17 protein-coding genes are annotated in these 20,441 nt (G+C 69.3%); 9 read left to right on the top strand and 8 right to left on the bottom strand.

Annotated features, from left to right (window positions below):
• Positions 1 to 209: 209 nt before the first annotated feature.
• Positions 210 to 3,824, top strand: a complete 3,615-nt coding sequence (locus tag ABZ564_RS23810) for a Helicase associated domain protein (protein WP_360859971.1) — start codon at positions 210 to 212, stop codon at positions 3,822 to 3,824.
• 567 nt (positions 3,825 to 4,391) lie between these two features.
• A complete protein-coding gene (locus ABZ564_RS23805; protein ID WP_360859968.1) occupies positions 4,392 to 4,664 on the top strand; it encodes a hypothetical protein in 273 nt (90 codons plus the stop codon).
• 333 nt (positions 4,665 to 4,997) lie between these two features.
• On the opposite strand, the gene istB is transcribed toward ABZ564_RS23805, so the two are convergent.
• Together istB and istA are read right to left on the bottom strand one after the other, a co-directional pair.
• Positions 4,998 to 6,260 carry an IS21-like element helper ATPase IstB gene (istB, locus tag ABZ564_RS23800; protein WP_360859965.1) on the bottom strand — a complete coding sequence of 421 codons (1,263 nt, stop codon included), beginning with the start codon at positions 6,258 to 6,260 and terminating at the stop codon, positions 4,998 to 5,000.
• Positions 6,260 to 7,516, bottom strand: coding sequence for an IS21 family transposase (gene istA / locus ABZ564_RS23795; RefSeq protein ID WP_360859962.1), 1,257 nt, complete (start codon positions 7,514 to 7,516; stop codon positions 6,260 to 6,262). Before istA ends, istB begins: the two co-directional genes overlap by 1 nt.
• A gap of 511 nt (positions 7,517 to 8,027) precedes the next feature.
• Here istA and ABZ564_RS23790 point away from each other — a divergent pair.
• A complete protein-coding gene (locus ABZ564_RS23790) occupies positions 8,028 to 8,270 on the top strand; it encodes a hypothetical protein (RefSeq protein ID WP_360859959.1) in 243 nt (80 codons plus the stop codon).
• 49 nt (positions 8,271 to 8,319) lie between these two features.
• On the opposite strand, the gene ABZ564_RS23785 is transcribed toward ABZ564_RS23790, so the two are convergent.
• The 3 genes from ABZ564_RS23785 to ABZ564_RS23775 are packed head-to-tail and all read right to left on the bottom strand — an operon-like array spanning position 8,320 to position 9,853.
• On the bottom strand, positions 8,320 to 8,529 hold the full coding sequence (locus tag ABZ564_RS23785) for a DUF4287 domain-containing protein (protein WP_360859956.1): 210 nt from the start codon (positions 8,527 to 8,529) through the stop codon (positions 8,320 to 8,322).
• 56 nt (positions 8,530 to 8,585) lie between these two features.
• A complete protein-coding gene (locus tag ABZ564_RS23780) occupies positions 8,586 to 9,254 on the bottom strand; it encodes a DUF998 domain-containing protein (RefSeq protein WP_360859953.1) in 669 nt (222 codons plus the stop codon).
• Positions 9,255 to 9,301: 47 nt separating this feature from the next.
• Positions 9,302 to 9,853: a dihydrofolate reductase family protein gene (locus ABZ564_RS23775; RefSeq protein ID WP_360859950.1), complete on the bottom strand. Its 552-nt coding sequence runs from the start codon at positions 9,851 to 9,853 to the stop codon at positions 9,302 to 9,304.
• 126 nt (positions 9,854 to 9,979) lie between these two features.
• Between ABZ564_RS23775 and ABZ564_RS23770 the strand changes: the two genes are divergently transcribed.
• Both ABZ564_RS23770 and ABZ564_RS23765 read left to right on the top strand, forming a co-directional pair.
• Positions 9,980 to 10,600: a TetR/AcrR family transcriptional regulator gene (locus ABZ564_RS23770; RefSeq protein ID WP_360859947.1), complete on the top strand. Its 621-nt coding sequence runs from the start codon at positions 9,980 to 9,982 to the stop codon at positions 10,598 to 10,600.
• A 44-nt stretch (positions 10,601 to 10,644) separates the two neighbouring features.
• The gene (locus ABZ564_RS23765) at positions 10,645 to 11,445 is read left to right on the top strand and encodes an alpha/beta hydrolase (RefSeq protein WP_360859944.1); all 801 of its coding nucleotides are present in this window, start codon (positions 10,645 to 10,647) and stop codon (positions 11,443 to 11,445) included.
• Positions 11,446 to 12,943: 1,498 nt separating this feature from the next.
• Here ABZ564_RS23765 and ABZ564_RS23760 read toward each other — a convergent pair.
• On the bottom strand, positions 12,944 to 13,600 hold the full coding sequence (locus tag ABZ564_RS23760; RefSeq protein WP_360859941.1) for an ADP-ribosyltransferase: 657 nt from the start codon (positions 13,598 to 13,600) through the stop codon (positions 12,944 to 12,946).
• 324 nt (positions 13,601 to 13,924) lie between these two features.
• Here ABZ564_RS23760 and ABZ564_RS23755 point away from each other — a divergent pair, with 324 nt between their 5' ends.
• Positions 13,925 to 14,497, top strand: coding sequence for a TetR family transcriptional regulator (locus ABZ564_RS23755; RefSeq protein WP_360859938.1), 573 nt, complete (start codon positions 13,925 to 13,927; stop codon positions 14,495 to 14,497).
• 31 nt (positions 14,498 to 14,528) lie between these two features.
• On the opposite strand, the gene ABZ564_RS23750 is transcribed toward ABZ564_RS23755, so the two are convergent.
• On the bottom strand, positions 14,529 to 15,197 hold the full coding sequence (locus tag ABZ564_RS23750; RefSeq protein WP_360859935.1) for a ScbR family autoregulator-binding transcription factor: 669 nt from the start codon (positions 15,195 to 15,197) through the stop codon (positions 14,529 to 14,531).
• A 319-nt stretch (positions 15,198 to 15,516) separates the two neighbouring features.
• The gene (locus ABZ564_RS23745; protein ID WP_360859932.1) at positions 15,517 to 16,242 is read right to left on the bottom strand and encodes a response regulator transcription factor; all 726 of its coding nucleotides are present in this window, start codon (positions 16,240 to 16,242) and stop codon (positions 15,517 to 15,519) included.
• A 474-nt stretch (positions 16,243 to 16,716) separates the two neighbouring features.
• Here ABZ564_RS23745 and ABZ564_RS23740 point away from each other — a divergent pair, with 474 nt between their 5' ends.
• From ABZ564_RS23740 to ABZ564_RS23730, 3 genes are all read left to right on the top strand, one after another.
• Positions 16,717 to 17,631 (top strand): ScbA/BarX family gamma-butyrolactone biosynthesis protein, encoded by a 915-nt coding sequence (locus ABZ564_RS23740; RefSeq protein ID WP_360859992.1) that lies wholly within the window; start codon positions 16,717 to 16,719, stop codon positions 17,629 to 17,631.
• 26 nt (positions 17,632 to 17,657) lie between these two features.
• Positions 17,658 to 18,596 (top strand): NAD-dependent epimerase/dehydratase family protein, encoded by a 939-nt coding sequence (locus ABZ564_RS23735; protein WP_360859929.1) that lies wholly within the window; start codon positions 17,658 to 17,660, stop codon positions 18,594 to 18,596.
• 86 nt (positions 18,597 to 18,682) lie between these two features.
• Complete coding sequence (locus ABZ564_RS23730) at positions 18,683 to 20,440, top strand: biotin carboxylase N-terminal domain-containing protein (protein ID WP_360859926.1); 1,758 nt, start codon at positions 18,683 to 18,685, stop codon at positions 20,438 to 20,440.
• Position 20,441: the final 1 nt, after the last annotated feature.

The raw sequence follows: 20,441 nt of genomic DNA, 5'->3' as shown, positions 1-20,441 counted from the left end.
CGCCCTGTCCTGCAGACACATAGGCCTCGCACAGCCTCCACCTCGTGCTGTACCTGCACAGTTACATCGCGCGCGGGCACCGAACGGGCCTGTTTCGTACGGTGGTTCACCTGATCGTGTGGCAACACCGCGGGCGGGCAGTGCGTGGTCGTTCTGCTGCGCATTCTTCGGGCAGACCCATTGACCTGCCAGAACTGCGGAGTTGGCCCGTGCAGCTCGATCTTCCCGGCGAACGCCTGTCCAGCAAGCTGTGGACCCGTCAGCGTGATGCCGCGGACTGTGTGCTCAACGCGTTCGCGATGGGACGCACACGACAGCAGGTGATCATGCCGTGCGGTACCGGAAAGACCCACCTCGCCGTCCACATCGCCCACGAGATCACTACCAACAGCCGCAGCCTGACTCTGCTGCCCACCCTGGACCTGCTGAACCAGACCGCCCGCGTCTGGTACACCGCCGGCCGCCCGGGCCGCTACCTCGGTGTCTGCTCCGACCCGCAGACCAGCGAGCCCGTCCTCGACGGCATCCTCACCATGACAGGCGACCCGGCGCAGCTGGCCCATGCCGTGCGAGACGCCGACGGCCCGGTCAACGTCTTCGCCACCTACGCCGCGCTGAAGAAGCTCCGTCTGGCCCACCATGACCATCAACTGCCCCGCTGGGACATCGCCATCGTCGATGAAGCCCACCGCACCGCCGGAGCGCGCAGCAAGGCCTGGGGCACTATCCACGACGACGACGCCATCCCCGCCCGCCACCGCCTCTACCTCACCGCCACGCCTCGTATCTGGGACGTCAACCGGGGCATCGTCACCGAACCGATCGCCTCCATGGACAATGTGTCCCTCTACGGCACCGTCGCCTACCGCTACTCCCTGGCCGAGGCCATCCACGAAGGCAGACTCGCCGACTACCGCATCGCAGCCCCCGAGATCCACCACCCGCAGCTGCGCGCCTTCCTCACCAGCCGCGCCAAGCGGGGCCGCACTCCGCAGGCCGATGCCGCGCGGGTCGCCGCAGCCCAACTGGCCCTGCTCAAAGCCCGCGAGGACCACCATATTCAGCGGGTGGTCTCCTTCAGTCGCAGCATCGCGCAGTGCGAAGCCCTCGCCGAAACCCTCCCGCAGACCGCCGCCGCCATCCCCGGCGGACACGCGGACGGCCTGTGGGTGTCCAGCGTCCACTCCCAGCACTCCCGGCCGGTGCGGCGCGAACGCATGAGCCACTTCGGGCAAGCCCCCGCAGACCGGCGCGAAGGCTCTCTCGCCGAGCTCCGCGTCCTGTGCAATGTCCGCCTGTGCGTCGAAGGCGTCGACTTCCCGCTGGCCGACTCCGTGCTGTTCGCCGACCCCAAGCAGTCCACCATCGACATCATCCAGGCCATCGGACGGGCCCTGCGCATCGGCCCCGGCATGAACAAGGTCTCCACCTTGATCATCCCCGTTCTGTTCGGCCCCGGGCAACGCCCCGAAGAAGCAACCTTCGGCACGCCCTACCACCTGCTCCACCAAGTCATGATCGCGCTGCGGGCCTACGACGAGCACTACTTCTACCGCCTGCCGATCAGCGGCCGCCGCCTGCTCATCTCCACCCCCGACTACGCCATCCGCCCCGCACGCGCCCTGGAGATCGCTCCGCACCTGATGCTGCGCATCATGGAACCTGAACCGGATATCTGGGACACCGGGATGGCCGCCGCCCGGACTTTCCACACCGCACACGGACACCTCGACGTCCCCAGCAACCACATCACCGACGACGGGTTCCATCTCGGCTGCTGGCTCGGATACCAGCGCGCCCTCAAAACCGCCGGACACCTGCCCGCCGCCCGTGTCGCCGCACTGGCCACCTTCAACATCACCTGGCGCCACGACCCGGACAGCACCGAGGCCTTTCTCGAAACCGCACAGGCCTACGCACGCGAGCACGGCCACCTCCTTCCCCACGACGCGCAGGAGACCTACCAGCGCCGCCCCCTCGCGCAGTGGCTCCTGCAGCAGCGCCGCCAGGACGACGCAGGCACCCTGCCCGCCCCCTATCGGCGCGCCCTGCGCGACATCGACCGCTGGTGGAACCCCCACTGGTCCGACGCCTGGCAGCGCACCCTGGCAGGGGTCCGTGACAGCACATCCCCGCCGGTCATCACCCCCGGCCCCCTGCCCGGCGACGCAGACCACGCCACCCGCTGGCTCGACCGGCAGTTCGACATGTTCCCCACCCTGAAAAAGGAGCAGCGCCAGCAACTGGCTGCACTGCCGTTCCAAGACAGCCCGCTGGCTCTGGCGCTCCATCGCACCCCCACCAACCACTTCGCGGGCGGCCTGCGCGCCGCCCGGCACTTCTACCGCCAGCACCACCACCTGCAGGTCCCGCCCGACTTCCACGCCGGCGAAGGCGACCGACGCTTCCCGCTCGGCCCCTGGATCACCGACCTGCGCGCCCAGGCCCGCCAAGGTGCCCTCAACAGCGCGGAGATCGCGGCCCTGGAAGCACTGGCCATGGAGTGGGCACCGGCCCCCCAGGGCGCACAGACGCCGTCGGCACCGCTTCCCTCACCACAGAGTCCCGCCACCGTCACGGGAAATTCCGCGGCTGGAGAGGAACCGGCCCTCCAGGACACTGCCGCGTTGGTGGGCGCGCACGACCCGGTGTTCTGGACATCCGAGAGCGAGCCGCCACCGGGCGTGGCCCCGATGATCTTCGGCGGGGGCGGACGTCGAACACTGATCAGCATGCCCGCCGGCGCAGGCAAGACCACCACCATCGCGTCCGCCGTGCTTGAACTCGCCCCCGAAACCTGCCTGATCCTCGGCCCAGACGTGCGCGACCTCCGCAAAGCCGCCGCCACCTGGCGGAAAACAGGCGACAGGCCGCACGCGGGCCTGGGCTTCGCCCCTCACGGTGGCACCCGCCTGACGAGCGCTGCCGATCTGGCCGACTGGATCAGACGGCAGCCTCCCGGAGCGCTGGTGTTCGCCCGCTACGCAGATGCCCCGAAGGTCGCCGACAGCCACCGACGCCACGACCTTCCCGCCTGGGGACACCTCGTCGTCGAAGAAGCACACCGCACGGCAGAGGGCATCATCACGCCAGAGCACCCCTATGCCGGCATCCACTATGACGACCGCATCCTTGCCCGGCGGCGCATCTATCTGACGGCCACTCCACGCATCCCCCGCCAGATGGCACCCGGCCTCAAAGCGCGCGACGTGGACTGGGCGGTCCACATGCCCGCACAAAAGATCTTCGGCAGTCACATCGTCCCGACGAGCAGACAGGCCCTGGAGGACGAAGAACTACTGGCGCCCTGCCAGCTGGCAGTGGTCCGCGTCCGCAGAAACCCCGCCTCGCGGCGTCCTCGGCAATGGTCCACCGAAGCCAACGCAACCGCGCAGATCATCGAACGGCTCCGGCTGCGCCGCGTCGTGGCCGTACTGTCCACCAGGGCCGAGGCCCAGAAGTTCGCCATGCAACTGGCAGTGGACATGCTCGACGCGGAGATCCACCTGGAACGCGATCCGTCCGTGCGGCACGCACACGACCAGCCGGTCATCCACTGCGTACGCTGGAGCTACAACCCGATGCCCCGCAACCTTGACGCAATCGTGCTGCCGGACCCCAACTGCACAGCCACACAACTCGTCAACGTCCTGCGCCCGCTCATGGCACAAGACGTACGTCACGTGACCCGCACCAGGGTCCTCGTGCCGCACGCCGTGGACAGCGACAACGACCCGTCGAGCGAACAGTCCCTCCTCGTCCAGCGCGTCACTGCCGCCTTCTGGGCGCACGACCCCACAGAGCCCATTGCCTCGCCGCGTTGAGCAAGGCCCTGGCACCTGCCGGCCTCATCACCCCCGTCGCCTACATCGCCCCGCCAGTGGTGAAGGTGTAGCGGCCGTCGGCTTCGGTGAACGTCGACTGTCAGGCTCCGGTCCTGGCACCGGAGACGGAGTTATAGCCTTACGGCAGGCCGAGCGCATCGGCCCACGCCGAGGGGACGGCCCATGAACGGCCCCTTGTTTTCGCGGCGAAGGTGCCCGGACCATGTTCCGGCGAGGCTGCATCAAATGCGCCTGCTGCACGGTGTGCAGCAGGCTTCACCACTGCCCGCATGTCACTCGACGCCGCGCCGTGGTCATGGGGCAGCGCGCGGCGGGACTCGAGGTCATCTCATGCCCAAGGATCACGCCGGCAAGAGCAGCGCCCGTCGGCGGGCCGCCCGCACCAGATCCTCCTGCACCTCCGCCAACGCCCGCACTATGCACGAAACCCCGCTCCTACCATCTGGCTGTCGGGACGGCCTTGGCCGCACGGACTCGAGCAGGTGCTGCGCGACGGCGAACGGCGGCTGACCCTTCGCCATGCCGGCCGGGGGGGGCAAGACCACCATGGCGGCCAGCGGCCTCAGCCAGGCACAGCCCACGGCGAAGACCCTCCTCCTGGTCCCCGATGCGGCGGCTCTCCGCGACGTCATCAAAGCCTGGAGCCTGCACTGCAACAAGCCCATCGCCACCTTGAAGGTGGTGGCGGTAGGGCAGGGCAGCACCGCCGCTTTGGCCACCGCCCAGGGCCACCAAATCCCGCCGTGGGACCAGATGGTGATCGAGGAGGCGCACCGCACCTCCGCCGAGCCGGTCGCCGACGCCGTTGTGATGGCGTGACCTGTTCCGAACCGCCCCGGCGTGGAGCCTGGGGAGCTCGAACACCTTTCGCCAGGGCTTCCGAGAGATCGTTTGCAGCGGCCGGGCTACCAAAGCATCAGTGGGCTCTCTACGGTGGCATCAACGAGGTCTTGAAGGTCGTGCCCAAGGGGGTTTTGTGGAAGCCGAGTTGGCAGCGCTGGCGGCGTCCGGAGCGACAACACTGGTCGGGCTCATGGTGTCGGAGACCTGGGCGCAGGTGAGGGATCGAGCCGCTCGATTCTTTGCATGCGGCGGCGACGAGAACTCGGCTGGGGAAGAACTTCAGCTGTCCCGGCAGGAGCTGATGGCGGCTCATGCCGCGCAGGACGAACTCGCCGGGTCGGATATCGAGGCCGTATGGAGGACGCGGCTGCGCCGTGTCCTCCTGGCTGATCCCGAGGCTGCGGAAGAACTCCGTGTATTACTGGCAGAGTTGGACCCGAATGCCCAGAAAGACCCCTCTGTTTCCGTGCACAACAGCATCAGCGGTGGCACGCAGAACGGCCCGGTCTTCCAGGGGCAGCACTTCTCCGGCCTGACCTTCGGCGGCTCTCGGGCGGTTCCGCCCGAGCCGGGTGCCGGAGCGGTGTGATGAGCGAGAGTTCCGGAGACCGCCAGGGGGACCGACACGTCAGGAACGAACTGTCCGGAAACGTCGACGGACCGGTCGTCCAGGCCCAGGAGATCCATGGCGGCATCACATTCAACGTCCACTCGGCAGTGGCCGATGGTCCCGTCCTCCGTCCTGATCAGGTGCCGCCGCTGACTGTGCGATGCGTCAACCACACCCAGGAACTCTCGTTCCTTGACTCGGGCTTGCCCGCTGCCATGGGTGTCGTGGTGGACGAGGCGGTCGATCATGGCGGCGGCCACGGTCTCGTCGCCGAAGACCTCTCCCCAGCGTCCGAAGGGTTTGTTGCTGGTGACGATCACGGACGCGCGTTCATATCGGTTCGAGATGAGCTGGAAGAACAGGTTGGCGGCCTCTGCTTCGAAAGGTATGTAGCCGACCTCGTCGACCACGATCAGCGGGTAACGGCTCAGCTTGGTGAGCTCGGCCTGGAGCCGTCCGGCGTGGTGGGCGACGGCAAGGCGGTCGACCCACTCGGCGGCGGTGGCGAAGGCGACGCGGTGTCCGGCCTGGCAGGCGCGGACCGCGAGGCCGATGGCCAGGTGTGTCTTCCCGGTGCCCGGCGGTCCCAGGAAGACGGCGTTCTCCTTGCCGACGATGAAGTCCAACGTGCCCAGATGTGCGAGTTGTTGTCGCGTCATGCCGCGCAGATGGGTGACGTCCAGTTCCTCGATCGTCTTGATCGCGGGGAAGCGGGCGGCCCGTACTCTCGCCTCGCCGCCGTGTGATTCGCGGGCGGAGACCTCGCGCTGGAGGCAGGCGACGAGGTATTCGGCGTGGGTCCAGGACTCCTTGCGGGCACGTTCGGCGAGCCGGTCGGCGGCGTCCAGCAGGGCCGGGGCCTTCAACGCGCGGGCCAGGAAGGCGAGGTCGGCGGCCGTTTGGGAGCCGGTCCTGCGGCCCGCTGTGGTGCTCTCGGCCGGGGCGGTGTTGGTGCGGGGCATCAGCCGGCCTCCCTGTCGCCGCCGCCTTCGATGACGGTGAACAGCCGGTCATAGGAGCCCAGTTCGCGTTGCTCGACCTCGACGAGCGGGCCGGAGGCATCCTGAGCTGCGGCCTGGCGAGCGGCCTGCTGATGGTGCAGCTGTCCGCGCATCGTCTTGCCCGCCTTAGCGTGATCGGGATCGGTGATGGTCTGGTGGCGGGCCCAGCAGCGGGGATGCCGGGCGACGATCACGCCGCCGGGCGCCAGCGCGATGACCTCGTCGTTGTCGGTCAGCACGGTGACGGTGCGGCCGATCGCGTCGGGGTGCACGGAGTAGTCGTTGGTGTCGACACGGACGTAGTGGTCGCGGCCGATCCGGGTCTGCATCCGCCACCAGGCGGGCGGGTCGACGGGCGGCAGGGTGAGCATCCCGGCCCGGTCGGCCTCCCACCGCTCGGTGGGGCGGGTCTGCAGGGTGCGGTGGACGCGCCGGTTGGCAACGGCCAGCCAGCAGGTCAGCTGGGTGTTGAAGTCGCCGGGGCCGCTGAAGGTGCGGCCGGGCAGGAAACTCGTCTCCAGGTAGCCGTTGGCCCTCTCGACCAGCCCTTTCGCTTCGGGATCACGCGGACGGCAGAGGTGGATCTTCGTGGCGAGCAGGCCCGCGAACGCGGCGAACTCCGCCGTCAGTCTGCCGCGGCCGACCCCGGCCTCTTTGTCCCAGACGAGCGTCTTGGGCACCGCGCCCCAGGCGGACAGCAGCCGCCAGTGCCCGTCGATCAGGTCGCCGGTCATGCGGGAGGGCAGCATCCGTGCGGCGATCACCCGCGAGTAGCCGGACACCATCACCAGCACCGGCGGGCGGCCGGTCTGCCCGTAGCCGAGCGGGATGTCCGCCTCGGGAAACCACAGGTCGCACTGGGCCAGCTCACCCGGCTGATAGGTCGTGCGGGAGACCGGATCGACGGGAACGTAGGCGGGCCGCAGTTCCCGCACCCGCTCCTTGAGGACCGTCATCCCGCGTTCCCACCCGATCCGCTCGGCGATCACCGTGGCCGGCATCGTCGGCGTCTCCCGCAGCAGCTCACGGATCTGCACCTCAACGGCGTCGACCACCGAGCCCTTGGCCAGACGCTCGTACTTCGGCGGCCGGTCACTCGCCAGCGCCCGCTTGACCGTGTTCTTCGAGATGCCCAGATGCCTCGCGATCGCCCGGATCGGCATCTGCTCGGCCCGGTGCAGCCGGCGGATCTCTGCCCAGTCCTCCACGCAGATCACCCTCTCCCTCCTGACCTCAGATCAAGATCAGGTTCAGGCGAAGATCACCAAGTGGGTCACTTTTGATCCGCCGTCAGAGGGTCAGGATTCGAGCGACGCCGAGAACTTCTAAAACACGGCCTAGCTGCCCATTGCAGGTGTCTGCCTCCGGTCCAGGGGCTCATGACCGTTGCCGCGGGCGGAAATGTTTAGGTTGCCCCGCCGGTCAAGCTGAGCCTTGTGGGAGCAGAAGAGGGCCGAGAGGAAATGATGTTGGCTGGCGCCCAATCCGCCGAGGCGGGTGGCAAGGGCGCCGGCCATTGAAGAACCACCCGCAAGTGGGAGGAACCCCCAGTTCCGCTCGGTCGCGGCCCGGGCCGCTCGGTGGGCCGGCCGCTTCGAGGTCTTGAGGGCAGTGGGGCGGTCGCCCATGCCGAGGTACGGATCGGTGACTCCGTGGCGATGATGTTCGACGCGCCGGCGGGCCGGCCGCCGGCCCCGGGCACGGTTGTACGTCGAGGACGCCGACCCCGTGAACTGCCGGGCCGTTGAGGCGGGCGGCACGTCGGTCACCGAGGTGACACACCTGTTCTTCGGCGACCGGGTCGGCCGGGTACGGGATCCGCTGGGCAGCCTGTACTGGATCCAGACCCGGGTGGAGGACGTGAGCCCGCAGGAGATGGAACTCCGTCTGGGCGACCGGGAGTTCACCGCGGCCATGGAGTACGTGCAGGGCGCCCAGTTCTTCCCGGCCGGCGAATCAGGCCTCGCCTGACGTCCGGCGGGGCGACGGCTCGGGGCAGCCGCCCGGCCCCGGGTCAGGGTCACTTGCTGTCGTTCGCCCGGGCGTGTGCGACCAGCGCGTAGGCGTGCCCGTGGCCGAGGCCGTGCTCGCTCTTGAGCCAGGCGACGAGTTCCATGTGCTTGGTGAGGGGCGAGGAGTGGATGAGGTCCAGCCACTCTTCCACCGGGCGGCCGTACTTCTTCTCGATCGCGGGGAAGTAGCTGGCAGGGCCCTTGGCCGGTGTGGTCATGTCGTGGTCTCCCGTCGGTGTGGTTGTGATGCGGGTGCTGTGGATGGTGACGCAGGTCAGGCCCGCGTGGGCCATGTCAGCCGGGCGGTGACGATGCTGAGCGCGATCAGGCCGAACCCGGCCCCGGCGGTGAAGGCCGCCACCGAGGTGGCCGACCCTGCGAATCCGGCGATGACGCCCACGGGTGCGAGCCGGGTGGCGAGGGCCCAGCCGCGCTGGCGGCGGGCGGCGAAGTGCCGGGCGACGGCGAGGAAGGTGGCGCACAGGGCGAGGTAGCCGATGGTGCCGGCGAGCAGGTGGACGGTGCCGTGGGCGCTCAGTGTGGGGACCCGGTCGTCGGGGGTGCCGGCCGGGAAGCCGGCTCCTGGGTCGGCGCGGAAGATGCCGGCGAGCAGGAACGAGGCGCCGAAGGCGGTGAGCAGCCGGGGCGCCCAGGTGCCTCCCGGCGTATCGCGCAGTGCCTGGCGTATGGCGACGGCTCCGCCGGTCACCAGGATTCCGGTGATGAGGAAGGCGGTGACCTGGATCCAGCCGAGGTCGCCGAGGCTGAGCTGGCTGAGGGCGTTGCGGCTGAAGTCGAAGCCGTCCCGGGTCAGGCCCTGGACCAGGCCCACTGCGAGAAAGAGCGGGCCTGCCGCGATCCCGGCGGCCGGCAGGAGTCGGCGCGCGGGGCGGGACGGGGCGAGGTTGAGGACGGCGGCGGGGCGGTCGAGCGTCTGGGACATGGAGTGAGAGCCCTTTCTGGGCAGAGGCGAGAGACAGGTGGCGGAGGTCAGCGCGGCAGAGGCGTGTAGTGCGCCTCGATGACGCCGTTGGTGAAGGAGCGGGTGCCGACGAGGTTCATCGGGATCTGCTCGCCGTCGGCGAGGGTGCGGCCGGTGCCGGCGATGACGGGCGCGATCTGCAGGTACAGGTCGTCCAGCAGGCCGTTGCCCATGAGCCACTGCACGAGGGTGATGCTGCCGCCGACGTTGATGTTCCCGCCGGGCTGCTGCTTGAGGGCCTGGATCTGGCCGGCGATGTCGTCACCCGTGATCAGGCGGCTGCCCTGCCACTGGCCGACGTCCGTGGGGGTGGAGGTGACGACGTACTTGGGAGCGGCGTTCAGCCAGTCGGCGGTCGGCACCTGCTCGCTTGTGACGTGCGGGAAGAACTGGCTCCACATCTCGTACGTGCCGCACCCCAGCAGCGCCGTGTTGGCGTCGTCGAACAGTCGCGTCACCGCCTCGGCGGCCTCACCGGTGTTGTAGGGCATGCCCCACTTCTCCGGCCCCTCGACGACGCCGTCCAGAGACATGAACAGGCCCGCAACGATCTTCCGCATGGTTCTCCCCTAAGTGAATGCGTCCCGCGGTCTCGATTCCCCCCGCGGTCCGGAACTGGACGGTACAGTACCCATACAGAAACTAGACTGTCCAGTACTCACGAAGTTCACCGAAGGAGACGACGCATGGAAACCAGCGGGCAAGGGCGCTCGGCCCTCAAGCACCAGGCGATCATGGAGGCCGCGACGGCGGTGTTCATGGAGAAGGGCTACGCCGGCACGAGCATGGACGACATCGCGAGGCTGGCCGCGGTGTCCAAGCAGACCGTCTACAAGCACTTCTCCGACAAGGAGAAGCTCTTCGCCGCCATAGTCCTCGCGACCACCGACCGCCTCGACACCACGATCGACCTGCTGGCCGACATTCCGACAGACGCCGCGAACCTGGAAGAGAACCTGACCCGGCTCGCCCGCGAGTTCCTGGCCAGCCTCACGCACCCCCAGGTCATCCAGCTGCGGCGACTGATCATCGCCAACGCAGACGTCTTCCCCGACCTCGGCACCGAGTGGTACCAGAGAGGCTTCGAGCGGGGGCTCGCCACACTCGCGGCGACCTTCCAGCGCCTGGCGGACGAAGGGCTGCTCCACATCGACGACACGCTTTTGGCCGCCAACCACTTCTCCGGCCTGCTGCTGTGGATCCCGGTGAACCAGGCCATGTTCACCGGACGCGCCCAGCACACCGACGCCGACCTCGACCGATACGCCGCTGCCGGCACCCGCGCCTTCCTCGCCGCCTACCGCTGACCGACACACCACCGCCCGATCCACCTGTTTCGGAAAGGAACCGCATGCCCTGGAGTGAACGCGTCGTGGAACGCGACGGCGTCCGACTGTCCTGCCGTGACTGGGGCGGCTCCGGCTCGCCGGTCGTTCTGCTGCACGGACTCGCGGGGCACGCGGGTGAATGGGACGCCCTCGCAGAAGCCCTGAGCACCCGTCACCGCGTCGTCGCTGTGGACCAGCGCGGCCATGGCGCCGCCGAGCGACACCCGCGCGACGTGAGCCGGGCCGCATACGTAGCCGACGTCGTCGCCGTCCTCGAACAGCTGGAGCTGCACCGCCCGATCCTGGTGGGGCAGTCCCTGGGCGGCCACACCGCCATGCTCACCGCCTCCGCACACCCTGACCTCGTGCGCGCAATCGCCCTGGTGGAAGCCGGACCCGGCGGACCGAACCGGAACGTGCAGGCCGAGATCGGAGGATGGCTCGACACCTGGCCGACCCCGTTCCCATCGAGGAAGGCCGCCGTCGCCTTCCTCGGCGGCGGCGCGGTGGGCGAAGGCTGGGCCGCCGGACTGGAGGAGCGCGACAACGGCTGGTGGCCCCGCTTCGAACGCGACGTCATGGTCGACTCGTTGACCGAGGTCGCCCAGCGCTCCTTCTGGGAGGAATGGGCGCGGATCACACTCCCGACCCTGATCATCCTCGGGCAGTCGGGCATCATCCCGCCCGGCGAGTCCGAAACAATGCTCCGACAACACCCAGGGGCTATTGCCGTGAGCATCCCGGGTGCGGGCCATGACGTACATCTGGAGAGCCCCAGCGTTGTACTGCATCTGGTGGAGCAGTTCCTCGAGCACCACCCCTGAACCCGCAAGGAGGGCAGGGCCTGCCCCCGGACAGAATCAGGCCCTCCCGCCGGCGTCCAGGCGCCGCACGCCCCACAGGCCGCAGGAGCCGCGGTCCAGGTGGAAGTAGCGGCCGTGCCCCAGTGGCACAGCACCCGATGCCTACGACGGCAGGGTGGGCAACTGACCACGGCCTGGGTCGGTCCCGATCGGACGGCGGGAGGGTTTGTCGGCGCCCGTGCGCGGGACACCCCTGTGGAGCGGCCGGGCCTCACCCCCGGGCCCGGCCGCTCCACACGCCGGACCTCGGTGCCCTGCCTGCTGTGCTGCTCACTGCTGAGTCCGCCGCTGCTGGGTCCGAACAGGACACCGAGGCCCGGCGAATGCGGGTGGGGTGTATCGGTGGGCGTTGTCGCCGAGCCACTTCAGCCATGCCAGCTCATCGAAGAGTTCGATCGCGTCGTCGCGTCCCCCGTTCTGCAGGATTCCGACGAGTTCGGCGTCGGTGTGCGCGACGCGGAGGTCCTGGCCGCCGGCGGTGACGCGGCGGCCGCCGGTGAGGCCTGGGCGTTGCCGTTGCGACCCGGGCGTCTTTGGCTGACGTCGTTGTCCGCTTCCCCTGGCCGCCAAAGACGCCAAGGGCCGAGTCAGTTCCGGCTCCCGGTCACGCCGCGCCCGGCCGCTGTCGCCACGCGCCAGGAGCAACGGGTGCGCAGCGCGTGGGCCGACGCCTAGCCGAGGTCGTCGAGGCGGTACTCGAGTGCGGACAGGTCGGGATCGGCACGGAGTTCGGCGACGTCGCGCTGCCGCTTCTCCAGCGTTTATGCCTAGGTGCCGCCGGGCTGCGCGTGCGTGGTGCCTGTGTGGTTCATGCTCCACCAACGACTACGGTCCTGGTCGGGCGTGACACCCGTGGCCCCCACATGGCAACGGTTAGGGCCTGGTGCTGACGGGGGATGCAGCACCAGGCCCTGCTCGCCACCGTAACGCTTACCTGCAAGTCCGGCTCGGCCGGGGTACGTTCAGCCTCAGCGGATGACCGAGCTTGGACGGTGGCCCGGCGGCCAGGCGCTGTACGCCCGCGCCCCGGCGACCCGCGCGACTTCGGGAGTCACGTCGTGACGCGGCCGCATGATCAATGTCGATGAGTTGGGGGTTCTGGCACAGATCTTGGGGAGTCGTCGCGGAGCGTGACCCTGTTGTTCGATTGCAAGGAGACAGGCTCGCGTGAGACCGCGTACGCCTTGTTGTCCGACGATCAGAGTTGACGCTCCCTCAGGTTTCTGCCTATCGCTGTGTGGACCGTTGCGAGCGGTGATGGTGCTGGTCATGCAGACTGACGCACCGTTCTGGAACTCGCTGGTTTTCGAGGGGATCGACGAGGTGGATGTCGAGGCGGTTTCGGCCGCATTCGGCACGGTCGAGGTCGTGGCGAGAGGCTGCGCCGACGGGGCTGCATGTCCTGAAACCGAAGCAGCCCGAACCGATCCGGCCGCTGCCCCCGGAGCCGCCGGCGGCTCTACTTGTCCGCGGTGGCGGGCTGGTAGGCCGGGTTGCTCTGGCAGCCGGACATGATCTCGGTGCGGGTCTGCTTGTCGATCGGGCAGGCCCCGATGATGAACCGCGGGGCGATCCCACCGGGGAAGGCGACCTCGACCTGTTCCGCGTACTTGTGGGTGTCGCCGATGGTGCGGTTGACGTCGATGCCGTTGGGCGCGTCGATGTAGTAGTTGTACGCGCCGGGCTTCAGCCACCTCGCCCATGTCTTGTACAGGTCGTGGTCGTAGGTGGTGGAGACGAACGGGGACGGCTGGTTCGCCAGCACGTACTTCTCGAGGTCGTACTGGCCGTTGACGGTGTCCCGGGGGTGGAAGCCCTCCTTGAAGATGCTGTCGGGGGCGCGGCCGTCGGCGCGGTAGAGCGTCTTGCAGTCCTTGCGGAAGACCGGCTGAGGGGTGATCTTCTCGAGCGGGACGGGGCGTTCGACCGCTGCGTAGAGCTTGTCCTCGACCACGGGGCACACGGGTGCCGCTGCGGCGGCGGTCAGGGCGGCGGCGTGCGCGGGAGCGGTGGTGGTGGCGGCCGGGGTGGTGGCAGAGGCGGCGGACGTGGCGGCCAGGCTCACGAGGACACCGAGGGCAGCCGCTGCTTTGCCGAAGAAGGGGTTCTTGATCACTCGATGATCACCGGGCGCACGGCATGCGGCACCGGGCCGCCACCCGAACGTGGGCGCGTCCGCGCGGACGCACTGTCACTGAAAAGATACAGACCTGTTTGTCTGGTTCATCTGGTCATCTGAGGGCCTCCCTTGACCTCCCCTCCGAACGAGACATCCGGCGGCAGGAATTGGCCGAGCCCCGGCGGTTCTGAATTCGAAGCGGCCACTGGGTGTTCAGAGAAACAGGCACCGTTGTATGGTTACTCAGAAGGAGGAGGCGCCGGACTGCGTCTGCTCACTGCTGTTTTTGAGAGCCGTCACATCAGGCAAGGGGCATGCGCGATGCAGAAGCGGGCGCAAACTTCCCGTCAGGCACTCGTGAGTGCTGCCATGGAACTCATCGCGACCCGTCGGCTCGCCGACGCGGGACTGGTCAACATTTGCAACGCAGCGGGGGTCACCCGTGGTGCGCTCTACCACCACTTCCGCTCCATCGCGGAGTTGGTGTGCGAGGTGCACGCGCAGGCCCGGGACCAGGTGTTCGCCCTGGCCGACGAGACCTTCGCGGAGCCCAGCGCGGACGCGTCGGCGCGCTTCAGTGTCGCCCTCGGCAAGGCGCTGGCGAGCGACCAACTGATGCGCGCGGGGCTTCGGTTGGCCCCCGACGGGACCGAGGACCCGCCCCGGCTGAGGGAAGAAGTGCTGGACCGGGTGCGTGCCGAGACCCTGGCGCGGGTGCCGGCGGGACTCGACCGCGCGGTGCTCGCGGATCTGGCGGTCGTGGTCGTGGCGGGCCTGGAGTCGCTGGGCTACGCCGACCCGGCGTGGTGGGGCGAGGAGCGCGCGGAGCGGATCTGGGACGTGCTGCTGCCGCTGGTCGTGCGGGAATCGCCGGTCGGCGCCGCCGGGGTGTGACCGGCCGCGCCGGCCCGCCCGCCCCCGCGTCCTACGAGGTGACGGCGCCGGCGGCCAGGGCTTCCGCCCGGCCCTCGTCCTGCGCGACGAGGGCCGCGGGCGGGGGAGTGACGCGCAGGGTGCCGATCATGCCGGGGGCGACCATGCCCGGCAGCAGGAACCGCCACATCTCGGTGAGCCGCTCGGGCAGGTCATTGCGATCCGTGTAGACCAGCGACATCGCCTGCAGCCCGGTGAACGCGCCGACGATGACGGTGGTGGCGGCGCGCAGGTCCACGCCGGGCAGGATCTCGCCCTGCGACTGGGCCTCGGTGAACAGGTGATGGATGGCCTCGGTCGACTGCTCGTAGGGCGTGTTGACCGGGCGCGGGAACGACGTCTTCTCCACCGCGAGGCGCACGCTCGCCCGCAGCACCGGATCGTGCTGCAGGCGTACGGCGAAGCCGAAGGTCAGATCGATGATCGACTGGAGTTTGGTGGACCGCTCGGGGGCGGCGAGGGCGTCGCTGTGCGCGTCGAACAGCGCGGCCGCGATCGCTTCCTTGGACCGGAAGTGGTGGTAGAGGGCGCCACGCGTCAGACCGGTGCGCGCCAGGATCTCGTTCGTGCTCGCGGCGTCGTATCCGCGAAGGTCGAACACCTCGGCGGCGGCCGCGAGGATTGCCTGCCTCGATCGCATCCCGCGTTCTTGCTTCGCCATACCCGGTCCTTGCTGTGAGTCAACTATCAATACAGACAAGTCTGCATTGTACTTGGACCTTCCAGACTCGCCAGAGGGGCGGCGGCAGAAGGCGGAACGGGCCGCCCACTCGGTGCAGACGTCACGGGGACGTCAGGGCGCGCCGCGTCCCGCGGAGCTGTCCGGCGCGGTCGAAGGGGACGCCGAAGGGTGCGTGCATGCCGATGCCGCTGTGGCGGTGACCAAGGTTGTACCAGTCGGAGAAGTCCTCGCACCAGGCTCGGGCGCCGCTCGGCGCACGGCCGGGCCGGCGCCGGGACCTGCGGTGGTGGCGGGTACGTCACCCGGCCTGGCCCAGGACAGGCATGGAGGGCGGCCCGCCCAGACGGAAACCGACACCGCGGACCGTGACGATCCAATGGCTGGACCCGAGCTTGCCGCGCACGCTGCTGACATGGGTGTCGATCGTTCGTCCCTTGTGCGACCAGGCGTCCTCCCAGACCTGGGTCATCAGCTGCCGCCGGGAGACCACCGCGCCCGGCTGGATCGCGAGGACGTGCAGCAGGTCGAACTCCTTGCGCGTGAGGCTCACCGGGTTCCCGTGCAGGGTGACCCTGCGGACGTCGGTGTCGATCTGCAGCGGGCCGTGCTCGATCGTGCGGGCCGTCGAGGACAGCGGCCGCACCCGGCGCATCACCGCGCCGATGCGGGCGAGCAGTTCGTGGAACCCGTACGGCTTGACCACGTAGTCGTCCGAGCCCGCCTGCAGGCCGAGGACACGGTCGAGCTCGCTGCCGCGCTCGGTGACGGCGATGATCGGGGTGTCGCTCATCGCGCGGATGCTGCGGCAGACCTCCAGGCCGTCGATGTCGGTGAGGTCGAGGTTGAGCAGGATCAGATCGGCCTCCCGGTGCACGCGCAGGGCCTGCGTTCCGGTGGCCACGCTGTCGGCGCGGTATCCGCGCCGGACCAGATCCTGGACCAGTGCTTTCGCGGCCCGCTCCTCGTTCTCGACGACCAGGATGCGCAGGGCGGGGTGCTCGACCGGAACGTGAAGTCGGGGCATGGCGGGGCGGGTTGGCTGGGGCGCGGCGTAGTGCCGACCGACTGTGGCAAGGCCGGGCGGGTCCGCTACCTGCTGGTTCAACTGGTCCTCCTGGAGCGTGCCGGTGTCGGCTGCCTTCACATGCTCGTGTTGAAGTTCAGGTGCCAGAGGAGAGTAACAAACAGACTTGTCTGATTGTCAATGTCGTTCACGGCACCCTCCCTCAAGGCGTTACATGCCATGTGACCTGTGCCGATCATGGATAAGTCCGGTTGTTCATCGGGCTCTTGGTGGCGGCATCGAGTGTCGAGAGTTGGTCAAGAACAGGCAAGGACGCCGTTTTTTGCGGCCTGGCCGTCGGCGTCCTTGCTCAAGCTTTACTTGATTTACCCTACAGACCTGTCTGTATTTTGTTTGCGTGTGGACCGGGGGCTGTTGCCACACAGCAGCTCCCTCCTGGGCCAACTACCTACAGGAGCGCCTGCCTTGACCGCGATGCTCGACTTCGATCTCACCGCGTTCACCACTACCGTTCCGCGCCAGTACGTGCACCGCGCCGCCATCTCCGAAGTGCTGCTCACCGGCTGGCGGCCCGCGCAGGAGCCGCACACCTTCGTCGTGGGCACCCAGTGGCCCCGCGGCCACGCACTCTTCGCCCAGTCGGGCGGCTACCAGGACCCGATGCTCTTCGCCGAATCGGTTCGCCAGGTGGGGGCGCTGCTCGCCCACGCCGAGTACGGGGTCGAGTTCGGCGACCAGTTCCTCATGGGGTCGATGCACTTCGCCGCCCCGGCACCCCTGTTCGTCGCCACCCCCGCCCCGACCGAGGTCGAACTGCACGTGGCGTGCCACGACATCGTGCAGCGCGGCAAGCGGTTCGCCGGCATGCGCTACGAGGTGACCGCCGTGGTCGAGGGCGAGTCCCTGGGCTCCGCGGGCGCGACCATGACCTGCATACGGCCCTCCGTCTACGGGCGGCTGCGCGGAGGCCGGTCCACCCACTGCGACCGCCTGCCGGGCCTGCCGATCGACCCGGCCCTGGTGGGCCGCACCGACGCGCGGCACGTGGTCCTGTCCGAGATCTCGCGCGGCGCCGGCGACCGGTGGGAGCTGCGCGTCGACTGCGGCCACCCGATCTTCTTCGACCACCCCGTGGACCACGTCCCCGGCATGGTGCTCCTGGAGGCCGCCCGGCAGGCGGCCCACGCCGTCACCGGAATGCCCGACACCCTCGTCGTCGCCCTGGACAGCACCTTCGAGCGGTACGCCGAACTCGACGCGCCCTGCCTGGTGGAGGCCGAGCCGACCGGCGTCGACGCGGCGGGCGACGTCCAGGTACGGGTGCGCGGACAGCAGGAAGGCGAAGCCGTCTTCGAGGCGTACGTCACCCTGCGCACGCGTACGCACTGACCCGCCCTGCGCGATCGGAGCCTTACATGCAGAACGTCCTGATCGCCGGGGCCGGCGGGTTCATCGGAACCCACGTCACCCGCGAAGCGGCCCGGTTCGGCGGGCAGTTGACCCTGGTCTCGCACCGCAGACGTCCCCCGGTACCGCTCGGGGGACGGGCCAGCACCCGTGTCGTACGGATGAACCTGGCGGAGCCGGACTCCGTGCGCGGCCTGTGCGACGGCGTCGACGCCGTCCTGCACTGCGCGTCCCGGATCGGAGGGAGCGCCGAGGCCAACGAGGCGGTCAACGCCCGGGGGACCGCCGCGCTCGTCGCCGAGGCGCAGCGCGCCGGAGTCCCCCGCATCGTCTACCTCAGCACCGCATCCGTGTACGGACGCGGCGTCTTCCGCAACGCGCTGCCCGAACACCTCCCGCGCCGGCCGCTGTCGCACACGTCGCGGACCCGGGCCGAGGCGGAGGACGCGGTCCTCGATGCCGGCGGCATCGTCGTACGGCCTCATCTGGTCCTCGGCCCCGGCGACGCGTGGGTGCGGCCCGCGCTGCGGCGGCTGCTGGGGGCGCTGCACGGCACCCCGGCCGGCTGGGACGCCCGGCTGTCGGTGATCGCCGTGGCCGAACTGGCGGAGCTGATCGTGGCCCTCGGCCGGGCCCCGCGCGAACAGCTCTCGTCCTCCGTCTACCACGCGGCGTACCCGCAGCCGGTCACGGCCGGCGAGCTGCTGCGCTCGGTGGCCACGCGGGCGGCGCTGCCGCCGACCGGCCGCACGGTGGATCCGGCGCAGGCCCGCGCCCTGCTCGCGGGCGACGGGACCCTCACCCGCGTCCTGGAGATGCTGGCCACCGACCACTGGTTCGACAGCACTCCCCTCTGGGACGACCTGGGCCGGTCCGCGGGCTCCGGCCGGGGCGTGGACGCGGTGGACATGAGCGAGTGGGACGACGACCTGCCGGCAGCGGTCTGACCGCACCGCGGCCTCCGTCCGGTGCCGGACGCAAGCCAGGCAGCACCTATTACAAGTATCAACATTATCAAGGGAGTTAAGGCATCGTGCGCAAAGTCCTGATCGCCAACCGAGGCGAAATCGCTGTCCGCGTTGCCCGGGCGTGCCGGGATGCCGGGATCGCGAGCGTTGCCGTCTACGCCGATCCGGATCGGGACGCTCTGCACGTCCGCGCGGCCGACGAGGCCTTCGCGCTGGGTGGTGACACCCCGGCCACCAGCTATCTCGACATGGCCAAGGTGCTGCAGGCCGCCAAGGACTCGGGGGCGGACGCGATCCACCCGGGTTACGGGTTCCTGTCGGAGAACGCCGAGTTCGCCCAGGCCGTCCTGGATGCGGGTCTGATCTGGATCGGTCCGCCGCCGCATGCGATCCGGGACCTGGGTGACAAGGTCGCCGCCCGGCACATCGCGCAGCGTGCCGGTGCCCCGCTTGTCGCGGGTACTCCGGATCCGGTGTCGGGTGCGGACGAGGTGGTGGAGTTCGCGAAGGAGCACGGCCTGCCGATCGCGATCAAGGCCGCGTTCGGTGGCGGTGGTCGTGGTCTGAAGGTGGCCCGCACCCTGGACGAGGTCCCCGAGCTGTACGAGTCCGCCGTGCGCGAGGCGGTGGCGGCGTTCGGGCGGGGGGAGTGCTTCGTGGAGCGCTACCTCGACAAGCCCCGCCACGTGGAGACGCAGTGCCTGGCCGACGCGCACGGCAACGTCGTGGTCGTCTCCACGCGTGACTGCTCGCTGCAGCGCCGCCACCAGAAACTGGTGGAGGAGGCCCCCGCCCCGTTCCTGTCCGAGGCGCAGGTCGAGGAGCTGTACTCCTCCTCGAAGGCGATCTTGAAGGAGGCCGGCTACGTCGGCGCGGGAACGGTCGAGTTCCTGGTCGGCGCGGACAGCACGATCTCCTTCCTGGAGGTCAACACGCGCCTGCAGGTCGAGCACCCGGTGACCGAGGAGGTCGCCGGCATCGACCTGGTCCGCGAGATGTTCCGCATCGCCGACGGCGAGGAACTCGGCTACGGCGACCCGCAGTTGCGCGGCCACTCCTTCGAGTTCCGTATCAACGGCGAGGACCCGGGCCGCGGCTTCCTGCCCGCCCCCGGCACCGTCACGAAGTTCGACGCACCCTCGGGCCCGGGTGTGCGCCTGGACGCGGGTGTCGAGTCCGGCTCCGTGATCGGCCCGGCGTGGGACTCGCTGCTGGCGAAGCTGATCGTGACCGGCCGCACCCGCAAGGAGGCCCTCGAACGGGCCTCCCGGGCACTCGCGGAGTTCCAGGTCGAGGGCATGGCGACAGCCATTCCCTTCCATCGGGCGGTGGTGGAGGACCCCGCGTTCACCGCGGACCCGTTCACGGTGCACACCCGGTGGATCGAGACCGAGTTCGTCAACGACATCCCGGCCTTCAGCGTGCCCGCCGTCGATCCGGACGCCGACCAGGGGACGGGGCGCGAGAACCTCGTGGTGGAGGTCGGCGGCAAGCGCCTGGAGGTCTCCCTCCCCGCCGGCATGGGCATGACGCTCGCACGTCGGGGACTCGCGGAGGGCGCCAGGCCCAAGCGCCGCGCCGCGAAGAGGTCCGGCCCGGCCGCCTCCGGTGACACCCTCGCGTCCCCGATGCAGGGCACCATCGTCAAGGTCGCCGTCGAGGAGGGCCAGGAGGTCAAGGAAGGCGACCTCGTCGTGGTCCTGGAGGCCATGAAGATGGAACAGCCCCTCAACGCGCACAAGGCCGGAACCATCAAGGGTCTCTCCCTCGAGATCGGCGCGTCCCTCACCTCCGGCGCCACCATCTGCGAAATCAAGGACTGAG

The sequence above is a fragment of the Streptomyces sp. NPDC019224 genome (assembly GCF_040632605.1).
In the GTDB taxonomy this organism is placed as follows: domain Bacteria; phylum Actinomycetota; class Actinomycetes; order Streptomycetales; family Streptomycetaceae; genus Streptomyces.
This window is presented reverse-complemented; position numbering and strand designations above follow the sequence as displayed.